Source organism: Aeromonas sp. 603404 (assembly GCF_049171775.1).
Lineage (GTDB): Bacteria > Pseudomonadota > Gammaproteobacteria > Enterobacterales > Aeromonadaceae > Aeromonas > Aeromonas veronii_A.
Genome location: NZ_JAAKPE010000005.1, coordinates 201,476 through 215,657, shown reverse-complemented (window position 1 = coordinate 215,657; position 14,182 = coordinate 201,476). Strand labels below are relative to the sequence as shown.

Genomic DNA, 14,182 nt, shown 5'->3' with positions numbered 1-14,182 from the left:
ATCAGCCTTCGGCGGCCTGAATGGCGCGATCGAGATCGGCGGGGTTGAGGTCGGCCTGCCGGAAAGCGGGATCCGATGGCAGGGCCAGATTGAGGTGACGCACCACAGAAAGTCGCAGGGTGCCGTGGGCCATGGTGTAGTCGAGCAGATGGCCGCCCCCCTTGCGATCGGCGGTGATCATATGTTCGTGAAAACCCGCCACATTGACCCCCTGCACGAACGGCGGGCAGCGAAAACCCACCAGAGTCCCCGCCACTGCGGCAAAGCGGAACAGCGGCTGCTGTTCGATGGCTTCCAGCATGGGGCGATAAGGGGGCTCCTGGCGCGGCACGGTACGGACCTTGGCCGTTTCAAACTGGCCGTCGAGGCGCAGGGCGACGAAGACGTTGTCAGAGCCCACCAGCCGATCCACCCACTGGTGGATCTCGTCACGGCTGAGGGGGTGATCGAAGCGACGCTCCAGACAGGGGCGAAAATGGGTCATCACCGCAAAGGGGGTCTTCTGATCGGCGCGGGCGGGCCGGGCCGAGCCATCGGAGCGCAACTGGTGGATCTGCCGCTCGAAGGCGATCAGCTCACCATCGAGGTGATTGAAGGTGCCGAGGCCAAAGTCGCCGTGGCGCAGCAGCTCGCTCATGGTGGTCTCCCCTTCGTAGACCCCCGCCAGCAGGGCGCTCATCAGGGAACTCTGGTAGATCTCACCGCCGTCATGCTGCCTGCGCCAGCGGGAAAACTGCTGGCTCACTTCGAGGGCACAGCTGCACCCGGCACTGTCAGATGTTGCAATATGTTCCATTCGGGTTTCACCTCCACCGTGAATCCTGTTAGCGTTCGGATCCAATGGTGACTTGGTTCACATTTCAACACCAATACGCTGATCCCATGACTTTGAGACTCAATCGATATGGAACTTCGTACGCTCCGCTACTTCATGGCCGTTGTTGAAAAGCAGAATTTCACCCGCGCAGCCGAATCACTCAACATGGCCCAGCCGCCGCTGAGCCAGCAGATCCGCAAGCTGGAGGAGACCCTGGGCACCCCGCTGCTGCGCCGTTTGACCCGCAGTGTCGAGCTGACTGAGGCTGGCGAGAGCCTCTATCGGGATGCGGCGCAGATCCTGGCGCTGGCCGATGCGGCAAAACTGAAGGTAAAGCGGATTGCCCGGGGCGAGCAGGGGGCGCTGCGGATCGGCTTTGCCGGTTCCACCGTGCTCCACCCTGCGGTGCTGACCCTGCTGCACGACTACCGGGAGCGCTACCCCGAGGTGGCTCTCAGCCCGCAGGAGGGCACCATGCCGTCACTGGTGGAGGCGCTGCGCAACGATCGGCTGGATGCCGCCATCTTGCGGCTGCCCTGCCGGGGTAGCGAGGGCTTTGCCCATCACCTTATCGAGCAGGAGCCGCTGCTGATCGCCCTGCCCACCAGCCACCCCAAGGCCAAGCCGGGCCCCTTGCCACTGGCCAGCCTGAAGGACGAGAGTCTTATTCTGTTTCCCCACGCCATCGGGCCCGGGCTCTATGACGGCATCGTGGGTCTCTGCCGGGAGGCGGGGTTCGAGCCGATACTGGGGCCCGAATGCCCACAGGTGATCTCCACCGTCGGCATGGTGCAGGCGGGCTTTGGCGTGACTCTGGTGCCCAGCTCGGTGGCGGCGTTGCGTCCGCTCGGGGTCAGTTATCACCCCATTGAGGGCAACGGCATGATGACCAGCATCAGTCTGGCGACACGGCCACACCCAAGCAGTGCCGTGCTGCGACACTTTATCGCCCAGATCCGTGCCGCCCAGATACGACAAGGCCTCCCGAAGGAGGCCCTGTTGAACAAGCTTGAACCGGTTTGATGACCAGCTTGCCTGATGCGACGGCTTATTTGACGGTACTGCTTATTTGACAGTCACCCGGGCAAACTTGCGCTTGCCGACCTGATAGACGGCGGTACCGGCACCGATGAGTGCCTTGCCATCTTCCAGCTTCTCGCCATCCACCTTGACTGCGCCCTGCTTGATCATCCGCAGCGCTTCGGAGGTGGTGGCCACCAGATCGGCCTCTTTGAGCAGGTTGGCAATGGCCAGCCCTTCACCTTCCAGTGCCAGCTCGACTTCCGGCATTTCGTCCGGAATGGCGTTCTTGGAGAAACGCTGGGTGAAATCTTCGTGGGCCGCTTCGGCCGCCGCTTCGTCGTGATAACGGGCGATGATCTCTTTGGCCAGCCAGATCTTCACGTCGCGCGGGTTGAGAGTACCGGCCGCGATACCTGCCTTGAACTCTTCAATTTCAGCCAGCGGACGGAAGGAGAGCAGCTCGTAGTAGTTCCACATCAGATCGTCGGTGATGGACATGATCTTGCCGAACATCTCGCCCGGAGCGTCATGAACGCCGATGTAGTTGCCTGCGGACTTGGACATCTTCTTGACGCCGTCCAGACCCACCAAGAGCGGCATCATCAGCACGCACTGGGTCGCCATGCCGGCATCTTTTTGCAGCTCGCGGCCCATCAGCAGGTTGAACTTCTGGTCGGTACCGCCGAGCTCAACGTCCGCCTTCAGCGCGACCGAGTCATAGCCTTGCAGCAGCGGATAGAGGAATTCGTGAATCGCGATGGACTGGCCGCCAGTGTAGCGCTTTTTGAAGTCGTCGCGCTCCATCATGCGGGCCACGGTCTGCTTGGCCGCCAGCTTGATCATGCCGGTCGCACCCAGCTCGCTCAGCCAGGTCGAGTTGTACTCGATGCGGGTCTTGGCGGGGTCGAGGATCTTGAACGCCTGCTCGGCATAGGTGAGGGCGTTGTGCTTGATGGCCTCTTCGGAGAGCGGCGGACGGGTGGCATTCTTGCCGGAGGGGTCACCCACCATGGCAGTGAAGTCACCGATCAGCAGGATCACTTCATGGCCCAGATCCTGGAAGGTCTTCAGCTTGTTGAGGATCACGGTATGACCCAGGTGAATGTCGGGGGCGGTTGGGTCCATGCCCAACTTGATGCGCAGCGGGCGCCCTTCCTTCAACTTGGCGACAAGTTCTTCTTCAACCAGAATTTCTTCCGCTCCGCGCTTGATCTCGGCTAGCGCCACCTCGAGCTGGGACATTTTTTGACTCTCCATCACGATTCCACAGGGCCAAACATATTACTGGAATGGCGGGCCAATTGGAAAGGCTGTAAAATCCGTCCATTCTGCCCGACTTCATCTGCTTCTCATGGTTATTTGGCACGCCTTCAACGCACTCCCCCACTGGCACCGCAAGATGGTGCTGATCTTGAGCATCATGATCATGATGCTGGCTGCCTGGCCAAGCGAACAGGCAGTAGCAACACGGGTCGATGAAAACGGCAACGAAATTGCCCTGCGGGAACCGGCTAACGATAACGCGCTGAACGACGAGCTGCCGGCCGAGGCCGCCCAGCCCGTTACCCCGCCCAAGCCACGCTATATCACCAAGCAGGTGAAGGTACGCCGTGGCGACAACATGGGGGTGATCTTCCAGCGCATTGGCCTGAGCACCACGGATCTGCACCTGATCGATCAGCTCGAGGGCAGCGATCCCCTGCGGATGCTGCAACCTGGGCAGGAGCTCACCTTCAAGCTCACCGAGAACGGCGAGCTGCACAGCCTCTATTACCCCCACAGTCTGGAGCAGGCGCTCAAGGTGAGCCGCAAGGAGGAGACCTTTGTCGCCCGCAACGTCAAGATCGCCCTCGACACCCACGAACAGGTGAGCAAGGGCGAGATCCGCTCCAGCTTCTGGGGCGCGGCGGTGGATGCGGGGATGACCGAAGATCAGATCATGGACTTGGCCGCCATCTTCGGCTGGGACATCGACTTTGCCCAGGACTTGCAGCCGGGGGACAGCTTCCGGGTGGTCTATGAAGACAAGTTCCGCGACGACGAGCGGGTCGCCTCCGGCGATATTCTGGCCGCCGAGTTCGTCAACCAGGGCACGGCCTACCGCGCCGTGCTCAATGAAGATGGCAACTACTACACCCCGGAAGGCAAAGCCATGCGCAAGAGCTTCCTGCGTGCGCCGGTCAACTTCAAATACATCAGCTCCAACTTCAACCCGCGCCGCCTCCATCCGGTGACCGGCAAGATCCGCCCCCACAACGGCATCGACTATGTGGCGCCAGTGGGCACCCCCATCATGGCGGCGGGCTCAGGCAGCGTGGTGGCCGCCGGTTACAACCAGTTCAACGGCAACTACGTCTTTATCAAGCATGCCGGCAACTATGTGACCAAGTACCTGCACCTCTCCAAACGCACCGTCAACAAGGGACAGCGGGTGAAGCAGGGGCAGACCATCGGCACTCTGGGTGGCACCGGTCGCGTCACCGGCCCGCACCTGCACTACGAGTTCGTGGTGGGCGGCATTCACAAGAACCCGCGCACCCTCACCCTGCCGCAGGCAGAGACCCTGAGCGGACGCGAGCTGGCCAACTTCAAAAAGCTGGCGATGCCGCAACTGGCCAAGCTCGACAGCCCCGAGCTGCAGCTGGCCCAGAACAAGCGGGATAGCCGCGGCAACTAAGCCATCAGGGCTGGCGGGGTAGCAGCCCCGCCAGCCCTTTTTATTTTGCCTGCGCATGGCTCGGCGCCATGCTGCATCGGTGTCGGGAAGCGGACTATCCCGACCAGCGAGTGAGGAGAGCCAATGGCTGAACGCTATATCGGATTGATGTCAGGCACCAGCATGGACGGTATTGACGCCGTGCTGGTGGTGATCGACGGGGATCAACTGCGGGTCGAGGCGGCCCTCAGCCACCCCTGGCCCACCGCCCACGAGCTGCATGAGCTCTGTACCCCTAGCGACAACGAGATCGATCGCATGGGGGTGGCCGACAATCTGGTGGCGCGCGAATTTGCCGCCGCCACCCACGCCCTGCTGGCCAAGACGGGCCTCACGCCCGCCGATATTCGCGCCATCGGCAGCCACGGCCAGACCATCCGCCACCGCCCCCAGCTTGGCTTCACCCTGCAGATCGGCAACGCGGCCCTGCTGGCGGCGCTGACCGGCATCGATGTCATCGCCGACTTTCGCACCATGGACATGGCCCTCGGCGGTCAGGGGGCCCCGCTGGTGCCCGCCTTCCATCAGGCCTTCTTTGCCCGCCCCGGTGCATTGCGGGTGGTGCTGAACCTCGGCGGCATCGCCAATATCTCGGTGCTGCCGGGCCATGCCAACGGGGTCTATGGCTTCGATACCGGCCCGGCCAACACCCTGCTCGACGGCTGGTATCGCCGCCATCACCCCAAGGGGACCGGTTACGATGCCGGCGGCCAGTGGGCGGCCAGCGGCAAGCCAATCCCGGCCCTGCTGGAGAAGCTGCTGGCTCACCCCTATTTCGCCGCCCCCGCCCCCAAGAGCACCGGGCGGGAGATGTTCACCCTGGCGTGGCTCGATGGCGAGCTGGCTGGCCACCCCTATGCTGCGGCGGATGTGCAGCGCACTCTGCAGGCGCTCACCTGCCACAGCATCGCCCGCCAGCTGCCTGCCCCGAATGAGGCGCAAACCCGTCCCGAGCTGTTTGTCTGCGGCGGCGGCGCCCATAACGCCCCGCTGCTGAGCGAATTGGCCAGCCTGCTGCCCGGCTGGCGCATCGCCAGCACTGCCGAACTGGGCATTGCGCCCGACTGGATGGAAGGCGCAGCCTTTGCCTGGCTGGCGGAGCGCTTTATCAAGCACAAACCCGGCAACCTGCCCGCCGTCACCGGCGCCAGCCGTCCGGCTGTGCTGGGTGCTCTCTACCCCGCACCCTAGATATCCCCCAGATATGCAAATGACGACAGCCCCGATATGGGGCTGTCGTCATGTCACATCATGAACAGTGGCACTTTGGCCAACACCCGTTGTTACATGGCATTGGTGGACTCAAAAATTTTGTCGGCGGACGCTTCGACAAAGCCCGGATAGAGTACGCCGTCGGCCTGCGGATAGCGCAGAGCAAACTCGTAGAAGCAGCTCGGGATAGTACGCACCCCATCGCTGAACGGCACCTCTGCTTTGTCGGCCATGGTGGAGGATTGCTCCAGCATCACCTGCGGGTCCCCTTTCACCTCGCCACCCACGCTGTTGAGCACGAAACCCGCCGCCTTCAGTGCCGCATTGACCTGATGGATGGTGTCGAAATCCTTCAACTTGTTGATATTGACCGTGAAGTGGTTGGCACGATAGCCCCATGCTGCCATCCATGCCGCGTACTCGCTCTCCGCCAGCAGAGTCTGATAATCGGCATAGGAGACCTGCCAGGGGGCGCCGGTGTAGAGAAATGCCGGGGTATCGGTCAGATGATCGGGCACCTGATCGGCCAGCTTGTGGATGATGGCCTGCGCCGCTGGGGAGAGCTCTTCCACCTTCAGCTCGCTGATAAACACCTTGGGAGCGTCCGGATCCTGATGCTCGAAGTGCTTAGCGTAGAGCTTCTTGGCCTTGAAAACGTACTCGCCCTTCTGCTCGTAACCGAGCGCCAGGAAGTGGGCGGCAAGCTTCTCCAGCCCCAGCTTGGGCAGGTTGTAGGTACGAAACGCCACGTGATCGTTGACGATGGGCTCGCCGCCACCCAGCAGGGTGTGCACCTTGAGGGCGCTCGGGGTCACCTTGATGTAGTTGTCCCACAGATGGCTGAACAGGGTGTCGATATCCATTTGCATCTCTCTTTCCTTTGATTGCGGGTACAGATGGGGGCACCGCTGGATGCCCCGTGTCGTTATTAGAAGCGCAGGCCGGGCGACAGTTGATCCGGCATGGTTGCTTTGCTGTCTTCGACAGAGGCAACCGGATACGCACAGTAGTCAGCAGCGTAGTAGGCGCTTGCCCTGTGGTTGCCGGAAGCGCCGATGCCACCAAACGGCGCGGCACTGGAGGCGCCGGTGATGGGTTTGTTCCAGTTGACGATACCGGCGCGGATCCGCTTGAAGAAGTGGTGCCAGTCCGCCTCCTTGTCCCCCAGCAGACCGGCCGAGAGACCGTAGCGGGTGGCGTTGCCCTGATCGATGGCAGCATCGAAATCATCGTAACGAATGAGTTGCAGCAGCGGGCCGAAGTACTCTTCGTCAGGCAGCGCGCTCACTGAGGTCACGTCGATAATACCCGGGGAGACAAAGCCTGTGCCCGCTTCCAGGTGCTTGAGGGTAAGCAGGCTCTCGCCACCGAGGCGCTGCAGGTTGGCTTGCGCCTCGACCATGCCCAGTGCAGCCTTCTCGCTTATCATCGAGCCCATGAACGGCTGCTCGGCTGCGTTATAGAGGCCGACCTTGATCTGGCTAACCACCTCGACCAGTCGCTTGACCAGCGCATCGCCACGCTCACCGCGCTCGACAAACAGGCGGCGGGAGCAGGTGCAGCGCTGACCCGAGGTGATAAATGCCGACTGGACGATGGCATGCACAGCGCCATCGATGTCGCTCACGTCTTTCACGATCAGCGGGTTGTTGCCGCCCATCTCGAGGGCCAGAATTTTGCCCGGCTGACCGGCAAACTGCTGATGGAGGAAATGACCGGTGCGGGAGGAGCCGGTAAAGAAGAGGCCGTCGATATCGGGGTTGCCAGCCAGCGCCTTGCCAGTCTCGACCTCCCCTTGCACCAGATTGAGCACTCCCTTGGGCAATCCGGCCTCCTGCCACACCTTGACCATGGCTTCGGCCACCATGGGGGTCAGCTCGGAGGGTTTGAACACCACGGCGTTACCCGCGATCAGTGCAGGTACGATATGGCCGTTGGGCAGATGGCCCGGGAAGTTGTAGGGGCCGAACACCGCCACCACACCGTGGGGCTTGTGACGGACAAACGCCTTGGCGCCCGGCATGGCATTTTCAACGGTGCCAGTGCGCTCGTCATGGGCGCGGATGGAGATGGCGATCTTGCCCTGCATGGCGGCCACTTCGGTGCGGGTCTCCCACAGCGGTTTGCCGGTTTCGCGGGCGATGGTCAGCGCCAGCGCCTCTTTCTGCTCACCCAGCAGGTCGGCATAGCGACGCACTATGGTAAGACGATCCTCAAGGCTCATATCCGCCCAATGGTAGAAAGCAGCGCGAGCAGCCTTGACGGCGGCATCCACTTGCGCTGCGCTGGCGGCCTCCCCTTGCCAGATCACCTGATTCTTGGCCGGGTCCTTTGACTCGAACGGCTTGCCTTCACCGGCAAGCCATTTACCGTCGATAAATTGTACTGACTGGCTCATCCATTCACTCCCTGTCGCTGGCAGACAGCCTCGGCTGCCTGTCTGATAATCGGTTTGCTTGTCCTGTCTGTCTCAGTCGAGGTCAACCACCCGCACCATGTCGCCATCCTGCACCTTGAGTGCCGCCGCCATCTTCGGCGGAATGATGGCTTCGTGCTTGTCGAGATCGACCCGGATATTGCCGTAGCAGGCGCGGTAATGCTCGAAACGGCTGTTGCAGATAAGATGGGTCTTGCCACCGATGGGCTCGCCCACCAGCACCCGCAGCTTCTTGCTGCGGCGCACGCTACGGATATTCTTCACGTCGCACTCGACGGTGGGGCCCGCATCGAAAATATCGACGTAGCCACGGTTCACGAAGCCCTCATCCTGCAGCATCTTGATGGCCGGTCGGGTCTTCTCGTGGGTCTGGCCAATGACGGCTCGCGCCTCTTTGCTCAGCAAATTGACGTAGATGGGGTACTTGGGCATCAGTTCGGCGATAAAGCGCTTCTTGCCGATGCCGGTCAGATAGTCGACGGTGGGAAAATCCATCGAGAAGAAATGGGTTTGTAGCCACTCGTAGAAGGGGCTGTGGCCGTCGGCATCGGAGACTCCACGCATCTCGGCAAAGACGGTCTCGTCAAACAGCTCGGGGTGCTCGGCCATAAACAGAAAGCGGTGCTTGGAGAGCAAGCGACCATTGAGCCCCTCGCGGGCACATTCGCGCAAGAACAAGGTGCAGAGCTCGGAGTTGCCGGTGTAGTCGTTGGAGAGAGTCAGGGTTTCAACGACGTTGTAGATACCGAGCTTGGGTGATGAGTGCACCACCTTGCCGATGTGGTAGTTGTAAAACGGCTGGGAGAGGCCAACCGCGGCATCGATGGCACAGGTGCCGACCATCTCGCCGGTCTCGAGATCCTCAGCCACGAAGAAGTAGAGGCAGTCCCCCTTGCCGGCGGGCTTGTCGGAAAAAGTCTGGGTAGAAGCATCGATCTTGCGCTGCAGCAACTCATCGTTGACGGGCAACGAGGTCATGCCGGTGCCGGACTCGATGGCGCAGGTCTTGAGCCCGGCAAAATCTTTTTGCTCGATGGGACGGATAACCAACATAAATGACAACTCCCTTTCATTGACGACAGGTGGGGGCCCGGCTCCTGCCGGGAGAGCTCCCCACCTCAATTTGGAATCAGGCGTTGACCACCTGGGCAACCGCCTTCTCGAAGCGGGCCAACCCTTCCTTGATGTCAGCTTCCGGGATCACCAGTGAAGGGGCAAAACGAACCACGTTGGTACCGGCAACCAGTGCCATCAGCCCCTGATCGATAGAGGCCAGCAGGAAGTCGCGGGAACGCCCCTTGAAGTCCTCGCTCAGAGCGGCGCCCAGCAGCAGCCCCTTGCCGCGGATTTCGCTAAAGCAGTGGTATTTGGCGTTGATCGCCTCGAGCCCCTCGCGGAACAGCTGTTCGCGCCGCTTGACCCCGTCCAGTACCTCGGGAGTATTAATCACGTCGATCACCGCCTCGGCGACCGCACAGGCCAGCGGGTTACCGCCGTAGGTAGAGCCGTGAGTGCCCACTTTCAGGTAAGAAGCGATTTCGTCGGTGGTCAGCATGGCGCCGATGGGGAAACCGCCCCCCAGCGCCTTGGCGCTGGTGAGGATGTCCGGCGTGACGCCGAGCCCCATATAGGCATAGAGATCACCGGTCCGGCCGACCCCTGACTGCACTTCGTCATACACCAGCAGGGCATTGTGTTTGTCGCACAGCTCGCGCACCCCTTTGGCAAACTCGTCGGTAGGACGAATAATGCCACCCTCCCCTTGCAGCGGCTCCATCACCACGGCGCAGGTGTTGTCGGAGATCACCTCGGCTAGTGCCGCCAGATCGTTGTAGGGAACATGGGTAATGTCACCGGGCTTGGGACCGAAGCCATCGGAGTAGGCAGCCTGGCCACCGACGCTGACGGTAAAGAAGGTACGACCGTGGAAGCCCTGATTGAAGGCGATGATCTGGGTCTTCTGCTCGCCAAACTTCTCGATGGCGTAGCGGCGAGCCAACTTGAGGGCCGCTTCATTCGCTTCGGCGCCGGAGTTGCAAAAGTAGACCTTGTCGGCAAAGGTGGCCGCGACCAGCTTCTTGGCCAGACGCAGGGCCGGTTCGTTGGTCATTACGTTGGAGAGGTGCCACAGCTTCTCGCCCTGGGTTTTCAGAGCCTCGACCAGCTTGGGATGACAGTGACCCAGGCCGTTAACGGCGATACCACCGGCGAAGTCGACATACTCGCGCCCCTCCTGATCCCAGACACGTGACCCTTCACCACGCACCGGGATGATCTTGGCGGGCGCATAGTTGGGAACCATCACTTCATCAAACACTTCACGTGTCACTGCCAACAACTCTGACATATAGCTCTCCTTCAGATTCGGCGACAGAATAATCCACCGCCTAAAAGTTAAATCCGTGTAAACGTGACGGGATTATCACAGAAATAAAGTAAAAAGTCTGTAACAAGACGACCTATAAGGAACAATGTTCGATTGACCTTGAGATTTTAGGCAACCGCATTGCATAACGACTCAGGGGGGCTTGGCAAGAGATAATTTGGGCTGGAAGGGGGCTGAATAAAGTGTCAGAGAAATATTTTTTACCTTCTTTCAAACTTGAGAAGGTGATCACAAATTTTTATGAACAGGACAGAAAATTGGCCAGCAGCAAATGGCCCTGTTCGCTCAAAATACTCTCCGGATGGAACTGAACACCCTCGACAGGAAGTGTCTTATGGCGTAATCCCATGATTTCGTCAAACGAGCCATCGGCATGCTCGCTCCAGGCGGTGACCTCGAAGCAGTCGGGCAGCGTGTCGCGCTCCACCACCAGTGAGTGATAACGGGTCACCCGCAAGGGATCCTTTAGACCGTAGAATACCCCTTCGCCGCGATGGCGAATCAGGGAGGTCTTGCCATGCATCACCTGACGCGCGCGAACCACGCGGGCACCAAACGCCTGCGCCAGCGACTGGTGGCCAAGGCAGACGCCAAGAATGGGTAGCTTGCCGGCGAAGTGGCTGATGGCATCGAGAGAGATCCCCGCCTCATTGGGCGTACAGGGACCGGGAGAGATCACCAGAAAACGGGGGGAGAGCTGCGCTATGGCATCAAGCGTCAGTTCATCATTGCGCTTGACCACAACCTCTTGTCCCAGGGCGCCGAAATATTGCACCAGATTCCAGGTAAAAGAGTCGTAGTTATCGATCAACAACAGCATGAGATAACCAACAGTGGAGAATTAACGATCGAGATAACGACCCTGTTCCATTTCCCGTTCACGCTGACACTCGGCCAGATAGATGGCGGCAGCAACGGCAGGGGTTTTATGGTGCTTGTCGATGGCATTGGAGACCATCAACTGCAGGGTATTGAGGTTTTTCGCCTTGCGAAATTTACGTAGCCAGTGACCTTTGTCACTCAGCTCTTCAGCAGAAATAGTTGGTTGAACAGGCATGCTTTCTCTTGGGGATATTACCCAGGTTGAAATAAAGAAATTAAACAAAATAGCTAGGCAGAAAATAAAGAAAGCCAGGCAAATACCCAGCTCTCTTCTACTACACCTTCCCAGTATGTCAGGCTCGAGGAACGAAGCCGACTACATCATATACGCTGGTCAGGGTTTTTTCAGCTCTTTCGCGCGCCTTTTGTGCTCCTTCTGCCAGAATCGCAATCAGATGGGCCTCATCCTGACGCAACTCGTGGAAACGAGCCTGGATCGGTTCCAGCAGCGCAACCACGGCTTCGGCGGTCTCGGTCTTGAGGTGACCATACATCTTGCCTTCGAAGTGCTGCTCCAGCTCGGGGATGGAGCGGCCAGTCACGCCGGACATCAGGGTCAGCAGGTTGGAGACACCCGGTTTGTTTTCCGGGTCGAAACGCACCACCGCCGGCTCGTCGGAGTCAGTCACCGCACGCTTGATCTTCTTGACGATCTGCTTGGGATCTTCCAGCAGGCCGATGAAGTTGGCCTCGTTGTCATCCGACTTGGACATCTTCTTGGTCGGATCCTGCAGGCTCATCACCCGCGCCCCTTCGGTCGGAATGAAGGGCTCCGGCATGGTGAACACTTCACCATAGAGGTTGTTGAAACGGGTACAGATGTCGCGGGTCAGCTCCAGATGCTGCTTCTGGTCGTTGCCGACCGGCACCTGATTGGCCTGATAGAGCAGGATATCGGCTGCCATCAGCACCGGATAACCGAACAGGCCGACGTTGACGTTGTTCTCGAAACGGGCGGACTTGTCCTTGAACTGGGTCATGCGCGACAACTCACCCATCTGGGTATAGCAGTTGAGGATCCAGCCCAGCTCGGCGTGCTGCGGCACGTGAGACTGGATGAAGACAGTGCTCTTCTTGGGATCGATACCGACCGCTAGATAGAGGGCGGCTGCGTCCAGACAAGCCTTGCGCAGGGCAGCCGGGTCCTGACGAGTGGTGATGGCGTGCAGGTCGACGATGCAGTAGAGGCAGTCGAACTCATCCTGCATGTTGACCCACTGACGCAGGGCCCCCATGTAGTTGCCGATGGTCAGTTGACCGGAGGGTTGCGCCCCGCTCAATACGATTGGTTTAGTCATGAGAGTGTTAATCCTTGTTATTCAGCCAGCCCAGCTGCGCTATTAGACCAAAAGTGCATCGAGCTGGGCAAACTGCTCGAATACCCAGTCTGGATGGGAGTCGGCAATGGGGCGGCCATAGTTGTAACCGTAGGTCAGGCCCACCACCTTCATGCCGGCCGCCTTGGCCGCCAGCACGTCATTTTCGGAGTCGCCCACCATTAGAGTGCGAGCCGGGCTCACCCCCAACTCCTGGCAAGCGTGCAGCAATGGCTCCGGGCTCGGCTTCTTGACTGGCACGCAGTTGCCGCCAAGCCAAAGTTCGAAACAATCGCTGATGCCAAGGGCATCGAGGATGGGTGCCACGAAATCACTCGGCTTGTTGGTGACGATCGCCTGCTTGTAACCCAGGGTTTGCAGGCGACGCAGACTCTGGGCAACCCCGTCATACATAGCCAGCCCTTGCAGCAGGCAGGCGTTGTAGTGCTGGAAAAAGATCGGTCTGGCCTTGGCAAACAACTCGGGATCGGCCTCGCGATAGGCGAGCGCCCGCTGGATCAGCTTGTCGGCTCCGTTGCCGACCCAGGTACGGATCACCGCTTCATCAGCCTGCGCCAGACCGAGGTCTGCCAGAGTCAGATTGACAGCCAGCGCCAGCTGGGCGGCGCTGTCAATCAGGGTGCCGTCCAGATCGAACAGCACCAAATCAAATGCGCGCTCAGCGTGTGACATGAGCCAGCTCCGCACGCATCTTGTCGATCACCGCCTTGTAGTCAGGCTGGCTGAAAATGGCCGAGCCGGCGACAAACATGTCGGCGCCCGCTTCGGCGATCTCGCGAATGTTGTCGACCTTCACCCCACCATCGATCTCGAGGCGGATATCGCGGCCGCTCTCGTCGATCAGACGACGCACCTGACGCAGCTTGTCGAGGGTGCCGAGAATGAAGCTCTGGCCACCGAAGCCCGGGTTGACCGACATCAGCAGGATCACATCCAGCTTGTCCATCACATACTCGAGGCAGGAGAGCGAGGTAGCAGGATTCAGCACCAGACCCGCCTGGCAGCCCATCTCCTTGATGAGGCCCAAAGAGCGATCAACGTGATCGGACGCTTCCGGATGGAAGGTGATGAGGGAAGCACCCGCCTTGGCAAAATCGGGAATGATGCGATCCACCGGCTTGACCATCAGGTGCACGTCGATGGGGGCCTCGATACCGTAGTCACGCAGCGCCTGACAGACCATGGGGCCAATGGTCAGGTTGGGGACATAGTGGTTGTCCATCACGTCGAAGTGAACCACGTCGGCACCGGCAGCCAGTACCTTGGCTACATCGTCACCCAGACGGGCAAAATCGGCAGAGAGGATCGAGGGGGCAATCAGAAAGTCTTTCATCAGCATCATCCATTGGCAGCCAGGGAGAAAAAGCGGCGC

14 protein-coding genes are annotated in these 14,182 nt (G+C 60.2%); 3 read left to right on the top strand and 11 right to left on the bottom strand.

Annotated elements, in window-relative coordinates:
• Position 1: 1 nt before the first annotated feature.
• Positions 2-796: an acetolactate decarboxylase gene (gene budA, locus G5306_RS09725; RefSeq protein ID WP_005338506.1), complete on the bottom strand. Its 795-nt coding sequence runs from the start codon at positions 794-796 to the stop codon at positions 2-4.
• A gap of 108 nt (positions 797-904) precedes the next feature.
• Between budA and G5306_RS09720 the strand changes: the two genes are divergently transcribed.
• A complete protein-coding gene (locus G5306_RS09720) occupies positions 905-1,840 on the top strand; it encodes a LysR family transcriptional regulator (RefSeq protein ID WP_319919378.1) in 936 nt (311 codons plus the stop codon).
• 42 nt (positions 1,841-1,882) lie between these two features.
• Here G5306_RS09720 and tyrS read toward each other — a convergent pair whose 3' ends face one another.
• Complete coding sequence (tyrS, locus tag G5306_RS09715) at positions 1,883-3,082, bottom strand: tyrosine--tRNA ligase (RefSeq protein ID WP_019445249.1); 1,200 nt, start codon at positions 3,080-3,082, stop codon at positions 1,883-1,885.
• Between the two features lie 109 nt (positions 3,083-3,191).
• On the opposite strand from tyrS, the gene G5306_RS09710 reads away from it, so the two are divergent.
• Entirely contained in the window at positions 3,192-4,517 is a 1,326-nt protein-coding gene (locus tag G5306_RS09710; protein ID WP_421312790.1) for a peptidoglycan DD-metalloendopeptidase family protein, read from the top strand.
• Between the two features lie 123 nt (positions 4,518-4,640).
• Complete coding sequence (locus G5306_RS09705) at positions 4,641-5,747, top strand: anhydro-N-acetylmuramic acid kinase (RefSeq protein WP_421202767.1); 1,107 nt, start codon at positions 4,641-4,643, stop codon at positions 5,745-5,747.
• A 92-nt stretch (positions 5,748-5,839) separates the two neighbouring features.
• Here G5306_RS09705 and G5306_RS09700 read toward each other — a convergent pair whose 3' ends face one another.
• The 9 genes from G5306_RS09700 to rpe form a co-directional block, all read right to left on the bottom strand.
• On the bottom strand, positions 5,840-6,637 hold the full coding sequence (locus G5306_RS09700) for a DUF1338 domain-containing protein (protein ID WP_421255655.1): 798 nt from the start codon (positions 6,635-6,637) through the stop codon (positions 5,840-5,842).
• A 59-nt stretch (positions 6,638-6,696) separates the two neighbouring features.
• Positions 6,697-8,166 (bottom strand): succinylglutamate-semialdehyde dehydrogenase, encoded by a 1,470-nt coding sequence (gene astD, locus G5306_RS09695; RefSeq protein WP_421255654.1) that lies wholly within the window; start codon positions 8,164-8,166, stop codon positions 6,697-6,699.
• A gap of 72 nt (positions 8,167-8,238) precedes the next feature.
• Positions 8,239-9,258, bottom strand: a complete 1,020-nt coding sequence (astA, locus tag G5306_RS09690; RefSeq protein WP_278167812.1) for an arginine N-succinyltransferase — start codon at positions 9,256-9,258, stop codon at positions 8,239-8,241.
• A 76-nt stretch (positions 9,259-9,334) separates the two neighbouring features.
• The gene (locus tag G5306_RS09685) at positions 9,335-10,552 is read right to left on the bottom strand and encodes an aspartate aminotransferase family protein (protein WP_421255653.1); all 1,218 of its coding nucleotides are present in this window, start codon (positions 10,550-10,552) and stop codon (positions 9,335-9,337) included.
• A 277-nt stretch (positions 10,553-10,829) separates the two neighbouring features.
• Complete coding sequence (locus G5306_RS09680; RefSeq protein ID WP_216953065.1) at positions 10,830-11,411, bottom strand: aminodeoxychorismate synthase component II; 582 nt, start codon at positions 11,409-11,411, stop codon at positions 10,830-10,832.
• Between the two features lie 21 nt (positions 11,412-11,432).
• On the bottom strand, positions 11,433-11,648 hold the full coding sequence (locus tag G5306_RS09675) for a hypothetical protein (protein WP_005334997.1): 216 nt from the start codon (positions 11,646-11,648) through the stop codon (positions 11,433-11,435).
• Positions 11,649-11,766: 118 nt separating this feature from the next.
• A complete protein-coding gene (trpS, locus tag G5306_RS09670) occupies positions 11,767-12,771 on the bottom strand; it encodes a tryptophan--tRNA ligase (RefSeq protein WP_005362251.1) in 1,005 nt (334 codons plus the stop codon).
• 42 nt (positions 12,772-12,813) lie between these two features.
• Positions 12,814-13,482, bottom strand: coding sequence for a phosphoglycolate phosphatase (locus G5306_RS09665; RefSeq protein ID WP_139494141.1), 669 nt, complete (start codon positions 13,480-13,482; stop codon positions 12,814-12,816).
• A complete protein-coding gene (gene rpe / locus G5306_RS09660) occupies positions 13,469-14,143 on the bottom strand; it encodes a ribulose-phosphate 3-epimerase (protein WP_421312789.1) in 675 nt (224 codons plus the stop codon). The genes G5306_RS09665 and rpe overlap by 14 nt, the downstream gene beginning before the upstream one ends.
• Positions 14,144-14,182 lie beyond the last annotated feature (39 nt).

Excerpts from the sequence above, each read along its gene's own strand:
- budA (WP_005338506.1), bottom strand. The coding sequence starts at position 796 with ATGGAACATATTGCAACATCTGACAGTGCCGGGTGCAGCTGTGCCCTC.
- G5306_RS09720 (WP_319919378.1), top strand. The coding sequence starts at position 905 with ATGGAACTTCGTACGCTCCGCTACTTCATGGCCGTTGTTGAAAAGCAG.
- tyrS (WP_019445249.1), bottom strand. The coding sequence starts at position 3,082 with ATGTCCCAGCTCGAGGTGGCGCTAGCCGAGATCAAGCGCGGAGCGGAA.
- G5306_RS09710 (WP_421312790.1), top strand. The coding sequence starts at position 3,192 with ATGGTTATTTGGCACGCCTTCAACGCACTCCCCCACTGGCACCGCAAG.
- G5306_RS09705 (WP_421202767.1), top strand. The coding sequence starts at position 4,641 with ATGGCTGAACGCTATATCGGATTGATGTCAGGCACCAGCATGGACGGT.
- G5306_RS09700 (WP_421255655.1), bottom strand. The coding sequence starts at position 6,637 with ATGCAAATGGATATCGACACCCTGTTCAGCCATCTGTGGGACAACTAC.
- astD (WP_421255654.1), bottom strand. The coding sequence starts at position 8,166 with ATGAGCCAGTCAGTACAATTTATCGACGGTAAATGGCTTGCCGGTGAA.
- astA (WP_278167812.1), bottom strand. The coding sequence starts at position 9,258 with ATGTTGGTTATCCGTCCCATCGAGCAAAAAGATTTTGCCGGGCTCAAG.
- G5306_RS09685 (WP_421255653.1), bottom strand. The coding sequence starts at position 10,552 with ATGTCAGAGTTGTTGGCAGTGACACGTGAAGTGTTTGATGAAGTGATG.
- G5306_RS09680 (WP_216953065.1), bottom strand. The coding sequence starts at position 11,411 with ATGCTGTTGTTGATCGATAACTACGACTCTTTTACCTGGAATCTGGTG.
- G5306_RS09675 (WP_005334997.1), bottom strand. The coding sequence starts at position 11,648 with ATGCCTGTTCAACCAACTATTTCTGCTGAAGAGCTGAGTGACAAAGGT.
- trpS (WP_005362251.1), bottom strand. The coding sequence starts at position 12,771 with ATGACTAAACCAATCGTATTGAGCGGGGCGCAACCCTCCGGTCAACTG.
- G5306_RS09665 (WP_139494141.1), bottom strand. The coding sequence starts at position 13,482 with ATGTCACACGCTGAGCGCGCATTTGATTTGGTGCTGTTCGATCTGGAC.
- rpe (WP_421312789.1), bottom strand. The coding sequence starts at position 14,143 with ATGAAAGACTTTCTGATTGCCCCCTCGATCCTCTCTGCCGATTTTGCC.